The 19,779-nt window shown below is 61.0% G+C and carries 14 protein-coding genes; 3 read left to right on the top strand and 11 right to left on the bottom strand.

The features are described from left to right. The first annotated feature begins 32 nt into the window (after window positions 1–32). Window positions 33–1,340 (top strand): O-antigen ligase family protein, encoded by a 1,308-nt coding sequence (locus G5S42_RS15715; protein ID WP_176107591.1) that lies wholly within the window; start codon window positions 33–35, stop codon window positions 1,338–1,340. Here G5S42_RS15715 and G5S42_RS15710 read toward each other — a convergent pair. From G5S42_RS15710 to G5S42_RS15685, 6 genes are all read right to left on the bottom strand, one after another. Further along, window positions 1,316–2,506 (bottom strand): glycosyltransferase family 4 protein, encoded by a 1,191-nt coding sequence (locus G5S42_RS15710; protein WP_176107590.1) that lies wholly within the window; start codon window positions 2,504–2,506, stop codon window positions 1,316–1,318. The two genes, G5S42_RS15715 and G5S42_RS15710, sit on opposite strands and share 25 nt — an antisense overlap. Before the next feature lie 51 nt (window positions 2,507–2,557). Further along, window positions 2,558–3,874, bottom strand: a complete 1,317-nt coding sequence (locus G5S42_RS15705) for a lipopolysaccharide biosynthesis protein (protein WP_176107589.1) — start codon at window positions 3,872–3,874, stop codon at window positions 2,558–2,560. Window positions 3,875–3,889: 15 nt separating this feature from the next. After that, on the bottom strand, window positions 3,890–4,900 hold the full coding sequence (locus tag G5S42_RS15700) for a glycosyltransferase family A protein (RefSeq protein WP_176107588.1): 1,011 nt from the start codon (window positions 4,898–4,900) through the stop codon (window positions 3,890–3,892). Between the two features lie 69 nt (window positions 4,901–4,969). Beyond that, complete coding sequence (locus G5S42_RS15695; protein WP_176107587.1) at window positions 4,970–6,427, bottom strand: hypothetical protein; 1,458 nt, start codon at window positions 6,425–6,427, stop codon at window positions 4,970–4,972. 2 nt (window positions 6,428–6,429) lie between these two features. Beyond that, complete coding sequence (locus tag G5S42_RS15690) at window positions 6,430–7,545, bottom strand: glycosyltransferase family 4 protein (RefSeq protein WP_176107586.1); 1,116 nt, start codon at window positions 7,543–7,545, stop codon at window positions 6,430–6,432. 59 nt (window positions 7,546–7,604) lie between these two features. Then, entirely contained in the window at window positions 7,605–9,926 is a 2,322-nt protein-coding gene (locus tag G5S42_RS15685; RefSeq protein ID WP_176107585.1) for a polysaccharide biosynthesis tyrosine autokinase, read from the bottom strand. An 809-nt stretch (window positions 9,927–10,735) separates the two neighbouring features. On the opposite strand from G5S42_RS15685, the gene G5S42_RS15680 reads away from it, so the two are divergent. Next, complete coding sequence (locus tag G5S42_RS15680; RefSeq protein ID WP_176107584.1) at window positions 10,736–11,668, top strand: helix-turn-helix domain-containing protein; 933 nt, start codon at window positions 10,736–10,738, stop codon at window positions 11,666–11,668. 60 nt (window positions 11,669–11,728) lie between these two features. Then, on the top strand, window positions 11,729–12,745 hold the full coding sequence (locus G5S42_RS15675) for an ATP-grasp fold amidoligase family protein (RefSeq protein WP_176107583.1): 1,017 nt from the start codon (window positions 11,729–11,731) through the stop codon (window positions 12,743–12,745). A 64-nt stretch (window positions 12,746–12,809) separates the two neighbouring features. On the opposite strand, the gene G5S42_RS15670 is transcribed toward G5S42_RS15675, so the two are convergent. The 5 genes from G5S42_RS15670 to G5S42_RS15650 all read right to left on the bottom strand — a co-directional run bounded on the left by G5S42_RS15670 (window position 12,810) and on the right by G5S42_RS15650 (window position 18,973). Further along, a complete protein-coding gene (locus tag G5S42_RS15670; RefSeq protein WP_176107582.1) occupies window positions 12,810–13,526 on the bottom strand; it encodes a substrate-binding domain-containing protein in 717 nt (238 codons plus the stop codon). A 5-nt stretch (window positions 13,527–13,531) separates the two neighbouring features. After that, the gene (ligK, locus tag G5S42_RS15665) at window positions 13,532–14,215 is read right to left on the bottom strand and encodes a 4-carboxy-4-hydroxy-2-oxoadipate aldolase/oxaloacetate decarboxylase (RefSeq protein ID WP_176107581.1); all 684 of its coding nucleotides are present in this window, start codon (window positions 14,213–14,215) and stop codon (window positions 13,532–13,534) included. 2 nt (window positions 14,216–14,217) lie between these two features. Then, complete coding sequence (locus G5S42_RS15660; protein WP_176107580.1) at window positions 14,218–15,243, bottom strand: amidohydrolase family protein; 1,026 nt, start codon at window positions 15,241–15,243, stop codon at window positions 14,218–14,220. A gap of 71 nt (window positions 15,244–15,314) precedes the next feature. Beyond that, window positions 15,315–16,670, bottom strand: a complete 1,356-nt coding sequence (locus G5S42_RS15655; RefSeq protein ID WP_176107579.1) for an MFS transporter — start codon at window positions 16,668–16,670, stop codon at window positions 15,315–15,317. A 536-nt stretch (window positions 16,671–17,206) separates the two neighbouring features. Next, window positions 17,207–18,973 carry a tannase/feruloyl esterase family alpha/beta hydrolase gene (locus G5S42_RS15650; RefSeq protein ID WP_176107578.1) on the bottom strand — a complete coding sequence of 589 codons (1,767 nt, stop codon included), beginning with the start codon at window positions 18,971–18,973 and terminating at the stop codon, window positions 17,207–17,209. Window positions 18,974–19,779: the final 806 nt, after the last annotated feature.

Raw genomic sequence — 19,779 nt, 5'->3', positions numbered from 1 at the left:
ACCGGCGCGCCATCCGTTTTTCTGGAGCTGCAATGGCCTATCTTTCGCTACTCGCACTGTTCATGACGGTCACGAACTTCGTGCCCCTCAGTGCGATCGGCTTCGTCCCGCTGCTATTGCTGGCATGGCGCTTTTACGGCCGCACCTATCCCGCGTTCATCACGCCGCTTACCGCTTTCACGGTGCTCGCGATCATCTCGACGTTGCTCTATGATCCGCAGTCGTTCCTCGAATTCGAGTTCTATCGGCGCGACGGCAATTTCTTCATCTCCTATCTGCCCATTTTTGCCGGTTGCGTGTATGCGCACCGCTGGGATATGAACAAGGTGCTGCGTTCGTTGTTCATCTTCGCAGTCGTCATCAATCTGCCGATGTACGCGTACTACATCGCCACGAACGGGCTGTTCAGCATCTTCATTCACCCTAACGACACCTTCGGCAGCTACTTCATTGCCCGTAACGCGGCCGGCGGCTTCCTCGCGATGCTGTTCTGTCTGGGTGTGGCGTGCTACCTGCAAAAGCGCAGCAAGCTGATAATCGCGCTGCTGTTCTGCACTACGCTGATGCTGTTTTCGACCTACAGCCGCGGCTCGCTGCTCGGCGCGGTGGCCGTTCTCCCCTACCTGTACTTTGGCCGCAAGCGCTGGATTCTCGGTACGCTGATCGCCGTGCTGCTGCTCGCCTCGGCCGCCATCGCGATCTACCATACGCAGCCGAACGTCGACTACATGGGCTATACGTTCGCGATTCACGCCAACGACGCCAAGGTCAACAACCTCAACATCCGCTACGAGTGGCTATGGCCACGAGCGCTCGCGTATTTCGTGCAAAGCCCGCTCGTCGGTCTCGGCTTCGGCTCGTTCGACGACCATATCGGCAGCCTCACCTCGTACTTCCATCTGTTCGCGGTACCGTCCGACATCGTGATCGAGCACAGCGACTCGCACGCTCACAACTCGTACCTGAATATCCTCGCCGAGCTCGGCGTCGTGGGCTTGACGCTGATCCTCGCGTTCTTCTGGAAACTGGTGGAATGGAGCAAGCAGGGGGCGGCGTATGCCGCGTTGGTCGAGGGGGGCCGCCACTTCGCGGCGTTCCGCTTCGTCGAGATTTCGTCGGTATGCCTGCTGGTGATGTCGGCAACCGAGCATCGGCTGGTCACGCCGTCGAATGTATTGATTCTTTCTCTTGTAATCTCGCTGCTGCTAGCCGCGCGTCCGCTCGCGGCCACCGCATTCAGGCCCGGCCCGCGCGGTGCGCGCAAGGCGGGCGTGGTGGGTGCGCGAGCTACACAGCCCGTGCCCCGGCGCCCGACTCACGGCGCAACGTCGGCAAGATGACGTTCTTCGGCCGGCAGCGACTGACTCGGCGCATAGGGAAGGAACTGCTCGACGCACGCATAGGGGAGCCGGGCATCGACGAAGCCCATCAGCGCCTTCTTGAAGTTCTCAGACGAAAAACGCTCGGCATTCTTGCGGCACACGCGTGCATCGAATAAGGCGGCGTTGCTCTCGAAACGGCTAACGGCTTCGAGCAAGGAAGCGGTGCTTTGCTCGCCGAAGAAGACCCCGGTGGGCCGCTCGAGCGGCAATCCCACCACCGATTCAAGCGCGCCGCCGCGGCCGAAGGCAATCACCGGTGTACCGCATGCCTGCGCTTCGACCACGGAAATGCCGAAATCCTCTTCCGCCGCGAACACAAATGCACGCGCGCGCCGCAAATGATCGACCAGCACGTCGGACGGCTGATGCCCGAGGATCTTGACGTTGTCGCCGGCCACCGCTTTGATTTTCTTCATATCGGGACCGTCGCCGATCACGACCAGCTTGCGCTCGGGCGTCTGAGAAAAAGCCTGAACGATCAGATCAATACGCTTATAAGGCACCATCCGCGACGCCGTCACGTAGAAATCCTCTTTCTCCGTACCAATGGACATATTCGCCAGATCGACTGGCGGATAGATCACGGTCGCTTCACGCTGATAGGCCTTTCTGATTCGCCGTGCAATGAACTGGGAATTAGCAACGAGATGATCGACGCCGTTCGCAGAACGCGAATCCCAGCCGCGAATGTAATGAAGCAGCACTCGCGCCAACGCGGAGCGCAGTCCCCTGTCGAGGTGGGATTCGCGCAGGTACTGATGTTGCAGATCCCACGCATAGCGGATCGGCGAATGAATGTAGCTGATGTGCACCTGGTTCGGCCCGGTCAACACGCCTTTGGCAACCGCGTGGGAGCTCGAAATGACGAGATCGTAGCCGGACAGATCCACCTGCTCGATAGCAATCGGCATCAACGGCAAATAGGCGCGGTATCGTCTTCGCGCAAATGGCATCTTCTGGATGAAGGACGTATTGACGGACTTCCCCTTCACGCAATCGCGGTCTTCGAGAAAATCGACAATCGAAAAGACGTCCGCATCCGGGAAGCACTCGATGATGTTCTTCAATACTTTCTCGGCGCCGCCGGACACTACCAGCCAATCGTGAACAATAGCGACTTTCACTTCGACCTCCTGTGACAATCCACCCAAACTCCCGCACACCCACGCGCCACTTCAATCGTCTTTTGCGCCGCCCGCCTGCGTACGAAGCCCACACACCACCCGCACCCGCGCGAGCGCCCGCTCGGCGCCGGGCAACAGCCCGACCAGCTCGAGGCGAATCAGCACGCTGAGCAGCGTGACCGAGAGCGCTGCTTCGCCGATCACCCGAGCAGAGGCCATGCCAATCGCGCCGAAAGGCGGCGCGAGAACGAGCGCCGCCGCGAGATTGACCAGCGCCGAGGCGACGCCCGCAATCGCGAGTACCCGGTCATTCCTCCGCGGTACGAATACATAGAACGCGACGAACTCATTGAAGGCCGCGAACGGGAACATCCATGCAAATACCTGCAATACGTGCACACTCGGCTCGAACGCGGCGCCGAGAATCAGCGGCAACACGAAAGGCGAAAGCGTCAATGCGCCGCACAGCACGAGCACGCCATAGCCGAGCAGCAACAAGGCGCCGCGCCGCGTCGTTACATGCGCGCCCGCCTTGTCGCCCTGCGCGAGTTGCCTGGTTATCGTCGGAATAAAGACTTGCGCCGCGGGGGCCATCAGGCTCAGACCGATCGTCGCGAAACGCTCGGCCGCGCCGAAATAGCCGACCTCCGCGGGCGTCGAGAACAAGGTCAGCAAATACGTCGACGATGCCGTCAGCACGACCGAGCCGGACGAAAAGCAGAACAGCATCGTCGACCTGCGCACGAGCGGCAGGACGCCGGAAAACGCCAGACGCGGCCAACCGAGTTGCCACGTCGTCAAACCATACGCAATGACCAGCGACGCGACGCCCGCAATCAGCAGGCTCGCCAACACCCATACGGCGTCGTTCGGACCTTTGACGAGCGCCAGCACCAGCACGAGACTCAGCGCGAAGCCGAACACTTCGATCATGATCGGCGTGCGAATCTGCTGCCGCCCCTGAAACAGCCAGCCGAGATTGCACGCCGACACGATCCCTAGCAGGGTTGCGAGCATGCCGATCAGAGGCTGCTCCGCCAACAACGGTGAGCAGAACGTCGCAACGATGCCTATGCCCGCGCCAATCACGGCGAGTGTCAGCCGCGCGCTGACATGCAGCGAATAGATCGCATTGCATTCCTGAGTCGACTGCGCTTTCGCCACCTCGCGCATGCCGACGAAGGTGAAGCCGAAGCCGACGAACATCCATATCACGTTCATCAGCGACATCGACGCGAGTACCCGCCCGTATTCGGCCACGCCAAGCACCCTGCCATAGAACGGCACCACGATCATGAGGTACACATACCTCATGAAATAGCCGGCGTACACAAATACGATCAGGTTGGTGCTCGTTCGTCTATCCATGCCGTCCTCCTTCGCCTAGCGTCCTGCGACGCGACGCCGCGCAAGCGGGTTCGCGATATAACGCACCGCGAAATCCGACAGCGGCGAGTACGGCACGAGACACAGGCTCGACAGTACGAGCGTGCCGAGCTTCTTCTTCAGGCTCCAGAACGGATTTGCAATGATCGTGTGCAGATAGTTGCGCGAATCGCGGAGCATCCAGTGCCAACGCCTGAAAAACGTCGCGCGATAAACGGAAGAGCAGAATGTCGCTTTCTCGTGTGAAAAGTCGAGAAATGTGGCCGGTAATTCAATGTCGAGGCGGTCTTTTGCAATATTGCGCAGAATGGCCCAGCGCATGTTGAACGCGCGCGGCGCTTTCGTCAGTTGTTCCGAGTTTGCGAACGACACCGTTTCACTGCCCGCGTTATGCACACGGTAGCCGCCTAGCGACTTCGACAAAGTCGCGATCGGTCCAGCCAGCGCGACGCCATAGATCGCGTAAAAGTCCGCGCCATAGCGATTCACGCCCTCTTCGGGGACCGGGAAGATCTGCTTGAGCGCACTCACCCGGTAAGCGTTGCCAGACGCGGGCGGCGACGGATAGAGCCAACCGCCGCGCAGCAGACTGCTGCAGTCGGGGGGCGGCTCGCTATTCGGCACGTAGGCACCCGTCAATTCTCCATTGCTGTCCATCACGTCGAGGCGGAATTGCACCTTCGCCCACTCGCCGTGCTCGAAAAAGCGCATGACCTCGGTGACTGCGGATGGGTACAGCACGTCATCCGAATCGAGAAAGATCACAAACTCGGTGGTGAGCGACGCGATTGCATAGTTGTAGGCGGACACCTGTCCGCCATTTTTCTTGTACACCGACACGACGCGGTCGCCGTAGCCTTCGATGATCGCGCGTGACCCGTCGGTCGATCCATCGTCGACGATCATGACCGTGGTCGCCGGATAGTCCTGCGCGAGCGCCGAGTCGATCGCCGCCGCCAGATAGTGCTCGTAGTTGTAATTGCAAATCGCAATGGTGACCTGTTTCATGATGTGTCAACGCTATCCATCAGGTTCGGTCCGCCGGCTCCCGGCGGCCGCAAAGTTCGCGAAATCTCGCTATGCCACTGCCTGCGCCGCACTCCGTACCACCAGATAAGCCAGATGTTTGGGCGGATTGTTACCAGCACCATTCACCTTGTCGGGTACCTTGAATCGCACGTTCATCAAATCGTTGTCCCAACTCAATGCGACATTGTCCGGTGCGCTCGCCTCGCCATTCACCGCGTCGATGAAATCGGCCTTTACCGCATGCGAGCGCAGCGCCTGCAGCCCGCCGATGGAAATGTTCTGCCAGCCCGCGCTGCTGCTCACCTGCATCACCAGGTCGTTGCCGGAAACCAAAGCATTTGCAGCAACACCCGGACCGCATTGCAGCGGCTTCGAAAAACTCGCCAGATGCCCACCCACGGTTTGTCGCAACACGACCAAGCTTCGACCGGAAACGTTGTAGGTTCGTTCGGGCGGACCGGGATGCGTGAGACGATACGGTTCATAGCCCTCCCAGTGATAGATCATCGACAGGTACTTGTTCGGATCGTCCCAGTTCCTGCCCAGCGCCCACACCGCGAAGTCGAAGAAATAGCGCGGCAAATAGTGCGGGTCTTTCATGTACTCGTTGCCGATCTCGGTTTGCCAGATGCCGCGTGCGGGACCGTTCTTCACGTACCTCTGGTACAGCGGTTCCATGTCGGCGACCGGCAAATAGTGCGTGTCGATGTAGTCGACCCAATCGAGCATGCGCTCTTTCAATGCGGGACTGCGATATTCGAGCCAGCGGTAGAAGTTATCGAGGCCGCCCTGGTCGGGCCAGCCGCCATACACCACGAACGCGTGATGACTGCGAATGATGCGGGCGGCCGGAATATGAACCCGCTCGACGTAATCCTGCATCGCGCTCTCGTACGGTTTCGAGCGTTTTTCGTCCTTGCTGAACCCCGGGCCGCGCCAGAACACCGACTGCTGCAAGCCGCCGGACAATTTTCCAGCCGCCTCGTTCCAGATCTGGAAATAGCGCAGGTTATAAGGCGGCGCGGAATACTTGCGGACCACCGCGTCGACGTACTGCTTCCATGCATCCACGTCGACGGGTGCCGAATTGTTTTCGCCCGGCACGCTCGCATTCCATCTCGGCGTAAAGCCGAGCATCAGCAGCGAACCGATTCCATTGCGTTCATTTCGCAACAGTCTGGACGGCAGGTCGACATCGTACGCCGAGCTGGTTTTGTCGATGCGCATCGGCTCGCCGCGCCGATCAGGTTGGCCCGGGCCGACCGTGTCGCGCCCCCAGCTGATGCCCATCGCTCGCCACATCTCGATGTCGGCAACCGATCCGGCCCAGCCGTTCACGCCGATCAGATCGCTCATCATGCGGCCGCGCGCGCGCGCGGGCGCAGGGTCCTGTACCAACGCGAGAGCGGGCCTGATATCCGACAATGGCGTGGCCGCCCCCGCCGCCAACGCGGCGAGTGTGCGCAACGCACGTCTTCTGCCAGCACCGGTCTTGACGCGATCCATCGCTAGCTCGCTGACGCGCGCGGTGCCAGTTCAGGCAGCCGCTCGCCGGTCTTTACATCGAGGATTTCGAGCACTTGTTGCGCCGCGCGCTCCCAGCGAAACTCGCGCGCATGCAGCAGCCCAGCGCTGCGGTATTGTTGACGCAGATCGGCGTCGCTCATCATCTGCTCGATCTTTGCGGCGATGTCGTCCGCGGAGGCCGCGTCGCAGTACATCGCGGCATCCCCGCACGCTTCCGGTATCGACGTACGCGTCGACGCGATCACCGGACAGCCGCAATACATCGCTTCCAGAGGCGGCAGGCCGAAGCCTTCGTACAACGACGGAAACACGAGGCATCCAGCGTTCTGGTAGAGCCCCTTCAGCTCCTCGTCGGACACGAATCCGGCCCACACCACCTGCCGCGACTGCAGCGGATGCTCAACGCCCGCACTGCTGAAGATGCGCGGATACTGTTTTCCCACGATGACGAATTTCACGTCGCGCAGATGCCCGAGCCGCGCAATTGCGTCCAGCACGCCGCGCAGATTCTTGCGCGGGTCGAGACTGCCGACGATCACGCAATACGCGTCCTTGTTCAACTCGAGCCGTTGCAGCACCGACGGGTCGGCCACGATCCGGTCGAGATGATCCGCGCCGGGCGCCACCACTTTCACACGCGATTCGTCGATCTTCAGGTGATGGCAGATCCGCATTTTCGAATACGTCGACACCGTCAGAACGATTGGATGCGTGCGCGGCAATAGCGTGAAGACGATGCGATACCAGAGCCGGAATTTCCTCGAAAAGCCTTGCGGCACGTCGAAGACGGCCATGTCGTGAACCATCACGACCTGACTGTGCTTGAACAGCGGATTCGTATTGCACAGACTGAGCAGTGTGATCCCGCGAGCAGCGATCGGCAGCGTGATCTGCTCCCACAACGTGCCACGCAGCCACGGAAAGCGCCGTTGCGGTCTGAGCAGCGCCCCGGGCTCGACTGCGTTTTGTGGCACGAACAATTCCGGTTCGTCACCGGGCGCGGCGCGCATCTGCATGGCCCTCGTCAGCTCATACGCCACGCGTTGAACCCCCGTGATGGACTGCGAAGTAAACTTTCCGTTGATTGCAAAGGCCATCTGGTTCTCCGTTTTACGCCATCGCGAACGCGCGTTGCCGCGTTGAGGCCTCCACACGCTCAGGCGCCTCGCGGCGCTTGCTGGCCGGCGTCGTTTTCGCCGAAATCGCTGGCATAGTTCGTTTCGTAGCCGTAATTCTTCGTGCTTCGACGCAGCGGTATGCCGTTGAACACCGCGCCCGCGATGCGCCCTTCCGCGCGTTCCACCTTTCTGATCGTGTCGGCGATCTCCTCCTCGCTCTGCATACCAGAGCGCAGCACGAGCAGGGATGCGCCCGCCTCGTTCGCGACGATCGAGGCGTCGGTGACCGCGAGGAAAGGCGGCGTATCGATGATCACCAGATCGAACTGGCTCGACAGCCGCTCAAGAACATCCTTCAGGCGCGGCTTCATCAGCAGCGCGGCGGGATTCTCCGGGCGCACGCCGCACGACAGGAACGTCAATCCGTCGATGCGGGTGGAGCGCAACGCATTGCGCAACGGCAAGCGTTCGGACAGCACTTCGGATAGGCCTCCACGATTGCTCTCGTTGAATAGCGAGGCGAGATGGCCACGCCGCATATCGGCATCGATCAGCACCACACGCTGACCGACTTCCGCGTGCAGGATCGCCAGATTCGCCGCGACGAAGCTCTTGCCGGCGGACGGCGTGGGGCCGATGACCATGACGATGTTGTTGCGTGCATGCGCGAGATCGCGCGTGACGGCGGTCCGTACGCTGCGCAGCGCTTCGACCGACGCGTCGTGTGGAAAGCGCGCGGCGAGAATCCTGTTCGGAATGCCCTTATCGAGCTGAATCTCGTGCAGACTCTTCTGCAGCGGCGGATGGGCACGCCCGGTCGCTGGCGGCAGAGATTTTCGGCCTGCGGTCGCATCGCGATCGAGCAGCACTTGCTGATGGCTGAACAGAATCTCGCCAAACACCGGCACGCTCATCTGGCGCTCGACGTAGCGCGGGTCAGTCACGCCGATCATCACGTGGCGGCGCATGAAGACCAACACGACGCCGGACACGATACCGAGCATCAATCCGCCGCCGAGCACGAGAATCGGTTGCGGCATGACCGGCATATGCGGTCTCATCGCCGGATCGAGAATATGCGCACCGCCCGTCGTGCTGGCGCGGCGCACCTGCAATTGCTCAGCCTTCTGGACCATGCCGAGATACACCGTTTCAGCCACCTTCTGCGCGCGGATCAGATCGACGCTCTCGCGCTCCGACGCCGGCATGCCGTTGAAATGGTCGGAGAATTTCGCTTTCGCTTCTTTCAATTGCGCCAGTTGCTCGTCGATGTTCTGCACCCAGCGGCTCTGCGGCGTATAGCGCTCGAGCATTTGCGTGCGCTGCAATTGCAACGTCGCGATCTGCTTGTCGAGATCGAGGCCGCCCTGCAAATAGGCTTGCGCCTCGTTGGTCGGCTGCATCGATTGCGAGTTCGAGCGGAAGCTCTTCAGCGCTTCCTCGGCTTTTCGCAGATCGGCGAGTAGACGCGGGAGTTCGCCGTTAATGAACGCGAGCGTCTGCGTGTCGTTCGATTGTCGGCTCGCCACCGCGGAGGCGAGGTATTGCTGTCCCAATGCATTGGCGACGGCAGCGGCTTTGTCCGGACTCTTGTCGCGGTACTGGATTTGCAGCAACCCCGAGTCTTTCACCTTGTCGCCGATCTTGATCAGACTCTCGAAGCGCTTGATCGCATCGAGCTCATTCCAGCGGATCACTTCGAATTTCGTGCCGGGCCGCGCAGCGAGTTCCTTCACGAGCATCGACACGCCGTTCTGCTTGAGCGGCATGCCGACCGTGCCACTCGCCAGCAACTCGCCGGACGGGCCATGCAATTCGAAGCCGCCATTGTCGAGCGCGGTCAAGGTCAGCTTCTCTTCCTCGAGTTCGCGCGGCACGTCGAGCGCCGCGATCTGCACGCGCTCACCGCCCCATGCATACGATTTCAGGCCGAGCCACGGCGCCGCAGGCTGTCCCGGTGTAGCAAATTTTTCGGCGATGTCGCCGAGCACCGGAAGCTTGTGCGGCTTTACCGAAATGTCGAAACGGAACTGGTCGATCACCGGCTGCAAAACCGACCGGCTTTCCATCACCGCCATTTCCGTTACCGACGACGGCGTCGGAGGCGGCAACAGGTCCTGGTTCTGCAACGCAAGTCCGAGCGCATTCGGCTCGGGCGGGTCCACCCGAACGATTACGTCGGCGGAATAGATGGGGGTGGTAATCAGAAGATACGCGACCGCGAGCGTGAGGACGACGACCGTCGTCACCACGATCTCCCAGATGTGGTCACGCATTAGCGTAAGCATCCCGCTGGCACTGAGTTGTCTGCGCTCGGTATCAACAGCGGGATAGAGCGAGTTTTGCGGATAGTAATCCACCGGTCTGATCCTTGCAGGTTGATGAAACAAAGCGATCGGCGATCGCTTTGCGTCGCCACGTCGCTATTTATGCCGCCGGCCGGATAGACCCTGGATTGGCTGGCAGCACGGCGAAGCGACGTGCTGTGTCGGGTTAGGTCGGGGAGCCGTGTTCGGGACCTCTCGAAGCACGGAAGGCTACACACCTATTGCTTATCCACCGCGGCATTGCCGATTGTTCTTCTCACGAATCAGCGAATGCGGTGCCCGCCATTCACGTAATCCGCGATTGACAATTTCTCTCTCGATGTTGCGGTGAAGCATAGTCCGCAAAGGATCGGGGCATTCGCCGGCGGCCCAAAGTAGGGTGCTATTGGCCGATAATGCGGAGCCTTTTACAAATGAAACAGAAGCTGGAAAGCCTTGTTGCGATCTGCAATTGCTGTAACAGAGTTATACGATAGGCGCCGTACATCGCGACAGAACGCCAAATGGGCGGTTCCTGTGCAAAGAATGCCGTTGATATCCCACAAATCGTGCCGATTCCACGCCACTCGGCGCATTCCGCCGATGCCTTGGCTTTTCCCCTGCAAAAATCGCGCTAATCGAGCTGGAAAAAAATTCCGCGCAACGTTAATTAGTAGCACGCAGTTTAGCGAATAGTGAGGTAAGAATTTCTCGAATCTTGACGATTACGCCAAAACACCCGCGCATGCCGGCCAAGCTCGTCTGACAGAAATCGATGCGCTAATCTCAATGCGTAGATTTTCCTGTCTGGAGAAGCTGGCGTGATGAAGCATATTGGTCTATTCGTCTTTCAGGATTGTTCGATGGCAAGTACCGGCGCGATCGGCGACGCGTTCCGGCTTGCCAATGAGTTCAAGAGAACGGCTGGCGAAGAGGCGCCATACCGGTTTACCGTGGTATCCGATGGCGGTGGTCTGGTGACCAGTTCTTCCGGCATATCGATCTGGACGCAAGGCCTCGAACGCTATTGCCTCGCGGATTTCCACGCGTTCTTCGTGGCCTGCCGCGACGTCACCGAAGTGGCGGAATCCAACGATCGGTTTCTGTCGTGGATCTCACTGCAAGGATCGATCGCATCTTTCGGCATGCAACAGGGTGCGAATCTCGCGGTCGTCTGCAACGATCCGCTGCAATCGATCGTGCCGATTTTTCTGTTCGACGACAGCGGTGATGCCGCGCGCACGCAGAGCAATGTGACGCCGACGGATCTCGCGCTCGCGCAGATCGAACGCGACATCAATACCGACACGGCCCGCAAAATCGGCCGCATCCTGCAAACCGGCTACGCCGAGAAGAGCCGTTCGGAGCTCGACGACGTCAATATCACGACGACGACCGAGAAGATTCGCGAATCGGCGCGCTGGATCAAGGAGAACTACAGCAAGGCTATTTCGGTTGCCCAGGCGGCCGAGTCGGTGGCGATGAGCAAGCGCAATTTTCAGCGCCGTTTCAAATGCGAGTTCGGCATGACGCCACTCGAATATCTGCTGCGCACACGCTTCGAGATCGTTCGCTCGATGCTGAAGAACACCGATTTGCCGGTCGATAAGATCGCGCGTCGCTGCGGAATGGGCGACGGTAATCGGCTCGGGCGGCTATTCAAGGAGCGCTATGGCATGTCGCCGACGCAATTCCGCGCGCAACAGCATGTGGACGCGGAAGAACGCTGGCTGACACCGGAGGAAAGCTGGAGTGCCGCGACCGAGATGTTGCGGCAAGCGCCGCTGACGCTTTGATTTCAATTCCCTATTACTCCGAGCACGACTCGTCGGCTCGACCGCAAAAGGGATAAGAACATGACGATCATCAAAACCGCCGAACTGGCCGCGGAGGACGCGGCCGTCGCGACGGAAAACATGGCCTCCCTACAATCCGTTGACAGTGCCGTGGCTGCGCCCTGTGAGATGCCGGGCCTGCGCGCAGGCGCGCATTTCGCGCAAGGGCAAGCGCCATCTACCGTGAGAAAGATCAAGGAAGTGGCGAAGACCTTATTGCCGGATGCCCTTTTCCTAAGCCTGTTACATCACAAATGCACTGGCCGTTATCCGAATCTGATTCGTCCAGTGACGTTCAATGAGAAGATCCTGCAGCGCAATCTTCACCCTGATCCTCGCTATATCGAGCTGACCGACAAGCTGCTGGTGCGGGACTATATTGCCCGGAAGATCGGTGACAAGCATTTGATACCGCTGATCGCAGCGCCCGCTGTATTCACGCCCGAAGTGTTCGACGCGCTGCCCGATGCTTTCGTAATGAAAGCCAATCACGGCAGCAGCTTCGTCGAAGTGGTGAGAAACAAATCGGAGACCTCGTTCGACAAGCTGAAGAAGCTTGCCGACCAGTGGCTGCGCACCGAATTCTATTACGTTGGGCGCGAACGGCACTATCGGTCGATCGAGCCTCGCGTCTTCTTCGAGAAGCTGCTGCTCGATCAGCGCGGCCAGATTCCGGCGGATCTCAAGATGCACTGCTTCGGCGGTCGGCCTGGGGGGCCGATCATCTATATCCTCGTGATCTCCGACCGGTTCGGCACCGCGACGCACGGCGACGTGTACGACGTCGACTGGAATCACCTCGATATCGCAATCGGCGACTACAAGCGCAGTGCGGCACCAGGTCCGCGCCCGCCGAATCTGGATGCCGTGCTCGATATCGCGGTCCGTCTGTGCGAAGACTTCGACTATGTGCGAGTGGACCTGTATGCACCGGACGACCGCGTTTATTTCGGCGAACTGACATTTACGCCCGGTGCAGGCGTGCTGCCCTTCACGCCGGACAGTATCGATTACGAGTGGGGCAAGCTGATGGCTTGAATCCGCTTTCATTCGCGGCGTTTGGATTCCGCCATCGAGCCGGGGCGGCGAACGCCGCCCCCCTTCAAGCCGGCGACATGCCGTTTTGCAGCTTTGCGCCGTCGGCCTCGCGCGAGACCAGAAACGTCAGTAACGCCTGCGCCGCTTCGCGGTGGCGCGCCGCCGTGCAGATCGCGGCGGTGAAAGTCGTGGTGGACTGGATGGCGGCAGGAAGCTCGCCGAGCACGTCGATACCGGGCACGTGAATCAATTCGCTCATCTGCTGAAAGCCGAGCGCGACTTCTCCGCGCGCGACGAGCGTGCCGACCGGCACACCCGGCGGCGCCTTCACGGTACGCGAAGCGATCTGCCCGGCAATGCCCCAGCGTTCGAACAGCTTCAGTAGATGCGTGCCGCTCGGCCCCGTCGAGTAACCGATGCTGCGCGCACCGAGAATCGCGTCGCGCAGCGCCGCTTCGGTCGCGATGTCCGGGTGTGTCGCTCCGGCCGCGACCGCGACCGCGATGCCCGAGCGCGCGAGCCCGACGCGGCTCGCCGCTTCGACGCAACCCGTCACCACGAGCCGCTCGATCGCGTCTGCTGCGAGCACGACGATATCGAAGACTTCGTCATCCTCGACCCGGCGCGCCGCATCGACGCCGCCGACCGATTCGATCGTGACGCCCTGCCCGGTGCGCCGCTCGTACGACGCGGCGAGTTCGGCGAGCACCTGGCGCGTGGCCATCGACGAAATGCCGGTGATCGGCGCGCGCACGGCTTGACCCTTGATCTCTGCGACCACGCCTGTCAGTCCTTGTAACGCAGTCCAGCCTGCTCGAGCGGCCCGCGCATGTTGTACATATCGAGGCCCAGCACACCGGAGGCGAGTTTCGCGCGCTTCTCGGCTTCGTTCGCCTCGCGCGCTGCGGCCTTGTCGAGCACCGCTTGCGCGGCGGCCGCCGGCACCACGGCCACGCCGTCGTCATCGGCAACGACGACGTCGCCCGGCGTGACCAGTGCGCCCGCACACACGACCGGAATGTTCACCGAGCCGAGCGTCGCCTTGACCGTGCCCTTCGCGGAAATCGCCTTGCTCCAGACCGGAAAGTTCATTTCGGTCAGCACGCCGACGTCGCGCACACCGGCGTCGATGATCAGCGCATGCGCGCCGCGCGCCTGGAAGCTGGTTGCGAGCAGATCGCCGAAGTAGCCGTCGGTGCTCTCCGCGGTGACACCCGCGACGACGACGTCGCCCGGCCGGATCTGTTCGGCCGCGACGTGCAGCATCCAGTTGTCGCCCGGTTGCAGCAGCACCGTGACGGCCGTGCCGCTCGCGCGCGCGCCGGTATAGATCGGACGCATATACGGCTGGAGCAAGCCCGTGCGGCCCATGGCTTCATGCACGGTGGCCGAACCCAGCGCGCCGAGTTTCGCGGCCACGTCCGCGTCCGCGCGCTGGATGTTGCGATACACGACTCCGATTTCATACATGATTACAGCCCCTTCGTTTTCAGCAAGGCATCGAGACGCGGATAGACGCGCCGCGCGTTACCTTCGTAGATCTTGTAGCGCTGCTCCGGGTTCATATCCGCGGCTTCAACGTAGCGCTTCGTGTCATCGAAATAGTGGCCGGTTTCGGGATCGATGCCGCGCACCGCGCCGATCATCTCGCTCGCGAACAGGATGTTGTCCACGGGAATCACCCGCGTGAGCAGATCGATGCCCGGCTGATGATAGACACAGGTGTCGAAAAACACGTTGTTCAGCAGATGGTCCTTCAGCAACGGCTTCTTCATTTCCTGCGCGAGGCCGCGGAAACGCCCCCAGTGATACGGCACCGCGCCGCCGCCGTGCGGAATCACGAACCGCAGCGTCGGGAAATCACGGAACAGGTCCGAGGTCAGGCATTGCATGAACGCGGTGGTATCCGCATTCAGGTAGTGCGAACCGGTGGTGTGGAAGCACGCATTGCAGCTCGTGCTCACGTGAATCATCGCGGGAATGTCGTACTCGACCATTTTCTCGTAGATCGGGTACCACGAGCGGTCCGACAGCGGCGGGCTGGTCCAGTGGCCGCCCGATGGATCGGGATTCAGGTTGATCGCGACATTGCCGTACTGCTCGACGCATTTGACGAGTTCAGGAATACAGGTGACCGGATCGACACCCGGACTTTGCGGCAGCATCGCGGCCGGCACGAAGTTCGCAGGAAACAGCTGGCTCACGCGATAGCACAGTTCATTGCAGATCGCGGTCCACGTGCTGGAGACTTCGAAGTCACCGATGTGATGCGCCATGAAGCTCGCACGCGGACTGAAGATCGTCAGATCGAGGCCGCGCTCGCGCATCAGTTTCAACTGGTTGTTTTCGATCGACTCGCGCAGCTCGTCGTCGCTGATCTGCAATTCCGACACCGCCGGCATCTCGGACGGACTCTTGATGCCTGCGATCTGGCGGTTACGCCACGCCTCCAACGCTTTGGGCGCGGTGGTGTAGTGGCCGTGAATGTCGATGATCACCGTGATTCCTCAGTAGATGAATTTAACCAGCGGCGCGCGCGAACCGCACGCGCGCCACGTACCTGCGTGCGTCAATGCGCGGTATTCGGCTGCGCCGCCGTACCGGTGCCGCCCGCGCGCTGGCTCACCAGGATGGCGATCGCGGCGAGCGTAGCGGGGATCGCAAGCATGGCGAGGATCGCGCCGAACTGCCAGCCGAAGCCGAGCAGCGCGCCGCCGATCGCCGAGCCGAAGATGCTGCCGAAGCGGCCCATGCCGAGCATCCAGCTCACACCGGTCGCACGCGCAACGGTCGGGTAGCGGCCGGGCGCAAATGCGTTCAGACCGGTTTGCGCGCCGCTCATGCAGAAGCCAGCGGCAAACACCAGCAATGCGAGCGACGACGACATCGCGCCGATGTAGCCGAGCCCGAGCACGCACACTGCGCCGCCGATATACGCGGCGCTGATGACCGGCGCCGGACGCGCCTTGTCCATGACCCAGCCGACCAGCACCGCGCCGATCGTGCCGCCGATCTGGAACATCGCCGTGATGTTGGCCGCGGTGGTGACCGACAGACCCGCATCCTTCATCAGCGTCGGCAGCCAGCCGGTCAGCAGATAGATCACGAGCAGGCCCATGAAATACGTGACCCACAGCGCGATCGTCATCGAGCCATAGCCTTGCGAGAACAGCACGCCGATCGGCTTGCGCGTCGGCAGCGGCGGTTCGTTCGACACGAACACTTCATTGCCGGCGAAACGCACGCCGCACACGCGGCCGAGCACCTTGCCGATACGCTGCGCAGGCGCGCCGCGCACCGCGAGCAGACGGGCCGACTCAGGCAGCAGCCAGATCTGGAACGGGATCAGCACGAGCGGCAGCGCGCCGCCGAAAATCAGCACCGAGCGCCAGCCGTGAACCGGAATCAGCCAGCCGGCCGCGAAGCCGATCAATGCCGAGCCGAGATTGAAGCCCGTGAACATCACGGTGATCAGCAGCGCGCGCTTGCGTTGCGGTGCGTACTCGGACAGCAGCGTCGTCGAGTTCGGCATCGCCGCGCCGAGGCCGACACCGCTCAACAGACGCAGCGCCGCCATCGAAAACGGCGATTGCGTGAACGCAGTCGCGATCGTGAACACGCCGAACAGAAACACCGACGTAATCAGCACCCACTTGCGGCCGATGCGGTCCGATGCCGGACCCGCGAACAATGCGCCAATCACCAGACCGATCGGCGCCGCGCTCATCACGAGACCGAATTGGGGACGCGAAATACCCCAATCATGAATGATGGACGGTGCGACGAAACCCATGATCGCGACGTCCATGCCATCGGCGGTCACGATCAGAAAACACAGCACTACCAGCAGCCATTGGTAGGGCGAGATCGGCCGTTCATCGATGAACTTCTTGATATCAATTCTGTTACCGCTGGTAGTACTCATCAAAACTCTCCTGTCTCCTTCAATGGCCTCATCGCGCGCTCGACGCGGGTTGCTTCGCAAAGTGCGTCGTAACCATCGTGGCGATGGGGCCCCTGCACGCCCTGCTCAAACAACTGGCGTGACGGTACGTTTCGTCCTTCGCGGGCCAAAGCGCGGGTTAACCATATGGTCGAAGCGAGTATCCGCATTTTCAGCGTTCCGCATAGCATCTTCGAAGTCTGTCCGATTCGCGCAAAGCGGCGCCGGACCGGGGTTCGACCTAGGCCCACCGGCCTTCGAAGCAGCGTTGCCGAACGCCAGTTGGCACACCAACTGATAAACAAAACAGATGACGCGGGAACGAACTCGCATAGAACGGCAGCGAGACGCCCCGCTTTTGCGATCGACGTGAATGCGCCGCGCTGGCAGCGGATTTTCCCCACGAAAAAAGGGCTCAAAAGAAAAAGCGGATGACCGTGTCACGGCCATGCCGCTTCGGGATGAGCCGGCGTCGCGGACCGGCTCGTACTCAGTTAGCGCTCTGTGCGAGACCCGGTTCAGGGCGCCGCGACACCGCGCGTCGCCGGCGCATAAGGCGTGTAGAAGCTCGAACCGGCCCACGTACGCGAGGCTGCCGCGTAGAGCGGTGTGCCTTGCGTGTAGTTCGCGCCGTCGTGCCAGTCGCCCGAACCGGTGTACTTCGCGACCGCCGGGTACGGATAGACCGGACGCGAGGCCGTCACGTTGTTCGACGAATCGGTCTGATACGTCATCACGGAAGTCGGCACCCTGGATTCTTCGACCCAGTTGGTGATCTTCGACACGAGGTCGATATTCGGGTTGCCTTCGCCGCCACCACAGTGACCGACGCCCGGCACCAGATAAAGACGCGCGAACTGGTCCACGCTCGACGTGCCCATCGTGTTCTGCATCGCCTCGTAGTACTGGATCGTGAACAGCGGCGAGATGTGCTGGTCCGCCCAGCCGTGCCACAGGATCAGCTTGCCGCCGGCAGCATTGAACGCGGACAGGTCCGGGCTCGTCGCGTCGATGAACGGATGGTTCGCCTTCAGATAAGTCGGGTAGAAGCTGGCGTCCTGGTAGCCGAAGGTGTCGATGCTCGGCATCGTCGGCGAGCCCGTGAAGATCAGGTTGTACGCGCCCGTCACGATCGAATAGCTGAACAGCTTCGTCACGGAAACCGGTGCATCCGTCGAGTTCGACGTCGGCACTTCGACGCCAACCCAGTTCGCTTCCGAACCATACTGCGGCGAACCCGCCAGCATGTACTCGCCGGTCGTCGCATCGGTCGGACCGCTGTAAATGGCCTTCGCTGTCGTGACTTCAGCCGCGGTCAGGCAGTTGCTGGTGCTCGTCGCGCCGCTCGCGCACTGGATCGTCGCGGGGTCGAAATGGCAGGTACGCGGATCGGCGATCAGGCCGTCGGCCGCGCCGCTGCCGCCGCCGCATGCCGCCGCGACGGCTTTATGCAGCAGCGTCGCCTTGTCGGCATACAGAATCGCATTGCCTGCGCTGGTGCCGGTCGTGCTTTGCGACTTCACGCTCCAGCCGTGATACAGCGAGTTCTGGATCTGGAAGTGCGCAGCCGGCGCACCCGCGACGATACCGTTGTAGTCGGTCGGATAACGTTGCGCGGCCATCAGCGCTTCGCGGCCGCCGTCCGAGCAGCCGATGAAGTACGAATACTTCTGCGTCTGTCCGTAGTAAGCCTTGATCAGCTTTTTCGCGGCGAGCGTCGTGATGTGCTGTCCGCGATACGCGAAGTCAGCCTGCTTTTGCGGGTCCGTGGTCCAGCTCGAATCCTGGCCCGAGTGACCCATGTCGGTCGCCGCCGTTACGAAGCCGCCTTGTTGCACGAGCGGGCACTGGTACGAGAAGCTGAACGAGCTTTGCTTGGTCGGGTCGCTCAGATTGCCGCACAAACCACCGCAACCGAGTTCCGCGAAACGCTGAGTCCATGTGCTGACCGGCAGCGCGACTTCGAACGTGTTCGACGGAGCGAGTGTGCCCTTCACCGTGCAGAACGCGACCGTCGCGCCGTTGACCGTTGCGTTGGTCACGGTCGCCGAGGTAATCGAACTACCGGCGCCGCCGATGTCGGTAATATCGATTGAAGCGAGCTTCGAGCAATCGACGACCGGTTGCACGGCTGCCAATGGCGTGTACGTGAGCGTGCCGCCACCGCTACCGCCACCGCATGCGGCGACGATCGCGGCCGTCGTGCAAACGCCGACGAACGTCAGCAGTGAAACGCCGCGCGCCTTGATGCGCGACAGCAACTTGAGGGGTTGCAGTCTTCTCATACTTGTTCTCCTGCGCGGTTGTCACGGTCCACTATTGGGCCCGTGCGTGTGTTCGCGGTGCGCATCACGCATCCGCGATGCGTGACGCATGTCTTCTTCACCTTCATCGATTCACATCTCCTCTTTTGGTACTTCGGCTTTTAGAAACGTCCTCGTTCTTCCGGTCGCGGCGGTGCGGTCGCACGGGCTTGCCGGGTTGACGCGACGTTAGCCAGACGGTGAATGACAGGAAATCGCGGGTTAACCACAGGGATCAGCGATATCGGCGGCTCTCCGATGCGCTCGCACGCCGAACTCGATGACGCTCGACACCACGCTCGAGCCGATGGCACAAGGAATGACAAGCGGCGCCGCAAACCGATTCGAGCGTGCACCGCCAACTCCCACGGTCGCACCCAATAATTTTTTTAGATGCGAAAAGAAACAAATTGAAATCAGTAGTCGGTAGCACTACGAGTCGCGAATGACTTCCACGAAGTAATGAGGAAGAAAGCCGAAACGCTATTTCCAATCGCGTTGCGAATCTACGCGAAAAGCTTTCTGTTTTGTTTATTGATGCGTTTGTCGTGACATTTCAGCCTCTTACACCTTCCATTCGTCTGCTTTACGGCAAGCAAAACATCTTGTTGCCGCGATGCAAACGCAAAGCTTTTATTGCAATGAACTGCCACACATAGTCGGAGATGAAATAGTCGGAGCGCCGCCTCGCGAGTTCGCGTAAACCCCGCGATGTCTGACAGCCCGCCAATACCACCATAGCCATACGACTTCGCTTGGCATGACGAAATATAGAAAGGAGATCAAAT

The organism is Paraburkholderia youngii (assembly GCF_013366925.1).
GTDB lineage: Bacteria > Pseudomonadota > Gammaproteobacteria > Burkholderiales > Burkholderiaceae > Paraburkholderia > Paraburkholderia youngii.
This window is presented reverse-complemented; position numbering and strand designations above follow the sequence as displayed.

Coding starts and splice junctions, on each gene's coding strand:
- G5S42_RS15715 (WP_176107591.1), top strand. CDS start 33: ATGGCCTATCTTTCGCTACTCGCACTGTTCATGACGGTCACGAACTTC.
- G5S42_RS15705 (WP_176107589.1), bottom strand. CDS start 3,874: ATGGATAGACGAACGAGCACCAACCTGATCGTATTTGTGTACGCCGGC.
- G5S42_RS15700 (WP_176107588.1), bottom strand. CDS start 4,900: ATGAAACAGGTCACCATTGCGATTTGCAATTACAACTACGAGCACTAT.
- G5S42_RS15695 (WP_176107587.1), bottom strand. CDS start 6,427: ATGGATCGCGTCAAGACCGGTGCTGGCAGAAGACGTGCGTTGCGCACA.
- G5S42_RS15690 (WP_176107586.1), bottom strand. CDS start 7,545: ATGGCCTTTGCAATCAACGGAAAGTTTACTTCGCAGTCCATCACGGGG.
- G5S42_RS15680 (WP_176107584.1), top strand. CDS start 10,736: ATGGCAAGTACCGGCGCGATCGGCGACGCGTTCCGGCTTGCCAATGAG.
- G5S42_RS15675 (WP_176107583.1), top strand. CDS start 11,729: ATGACGATCATCAAAACCGCCGAACTGGCCGCGGAGGACGCGGCCGTC.
- ligK (WP_176107581.1), bottom strand. CDS start 14,215: ATGTATGAAATCGGAGTCGTGTATCGCAACATCCAGCGCGCGGACGCG.
- G5S42_RS15655 (WP_176107579.1), bottom strand. CDS start 16,670: ATGAGTACTACCAGCGGTAACAGAATTGATATCAAGAAGTTCATCGAT.
- G5S42_RS15650 (WP_176107578.1), bottom strand. CDS start 18,973: ATGAGAAGACTGCAACCCCTCAAGTTGCTGTCGCGCATCAAGGCGCGC.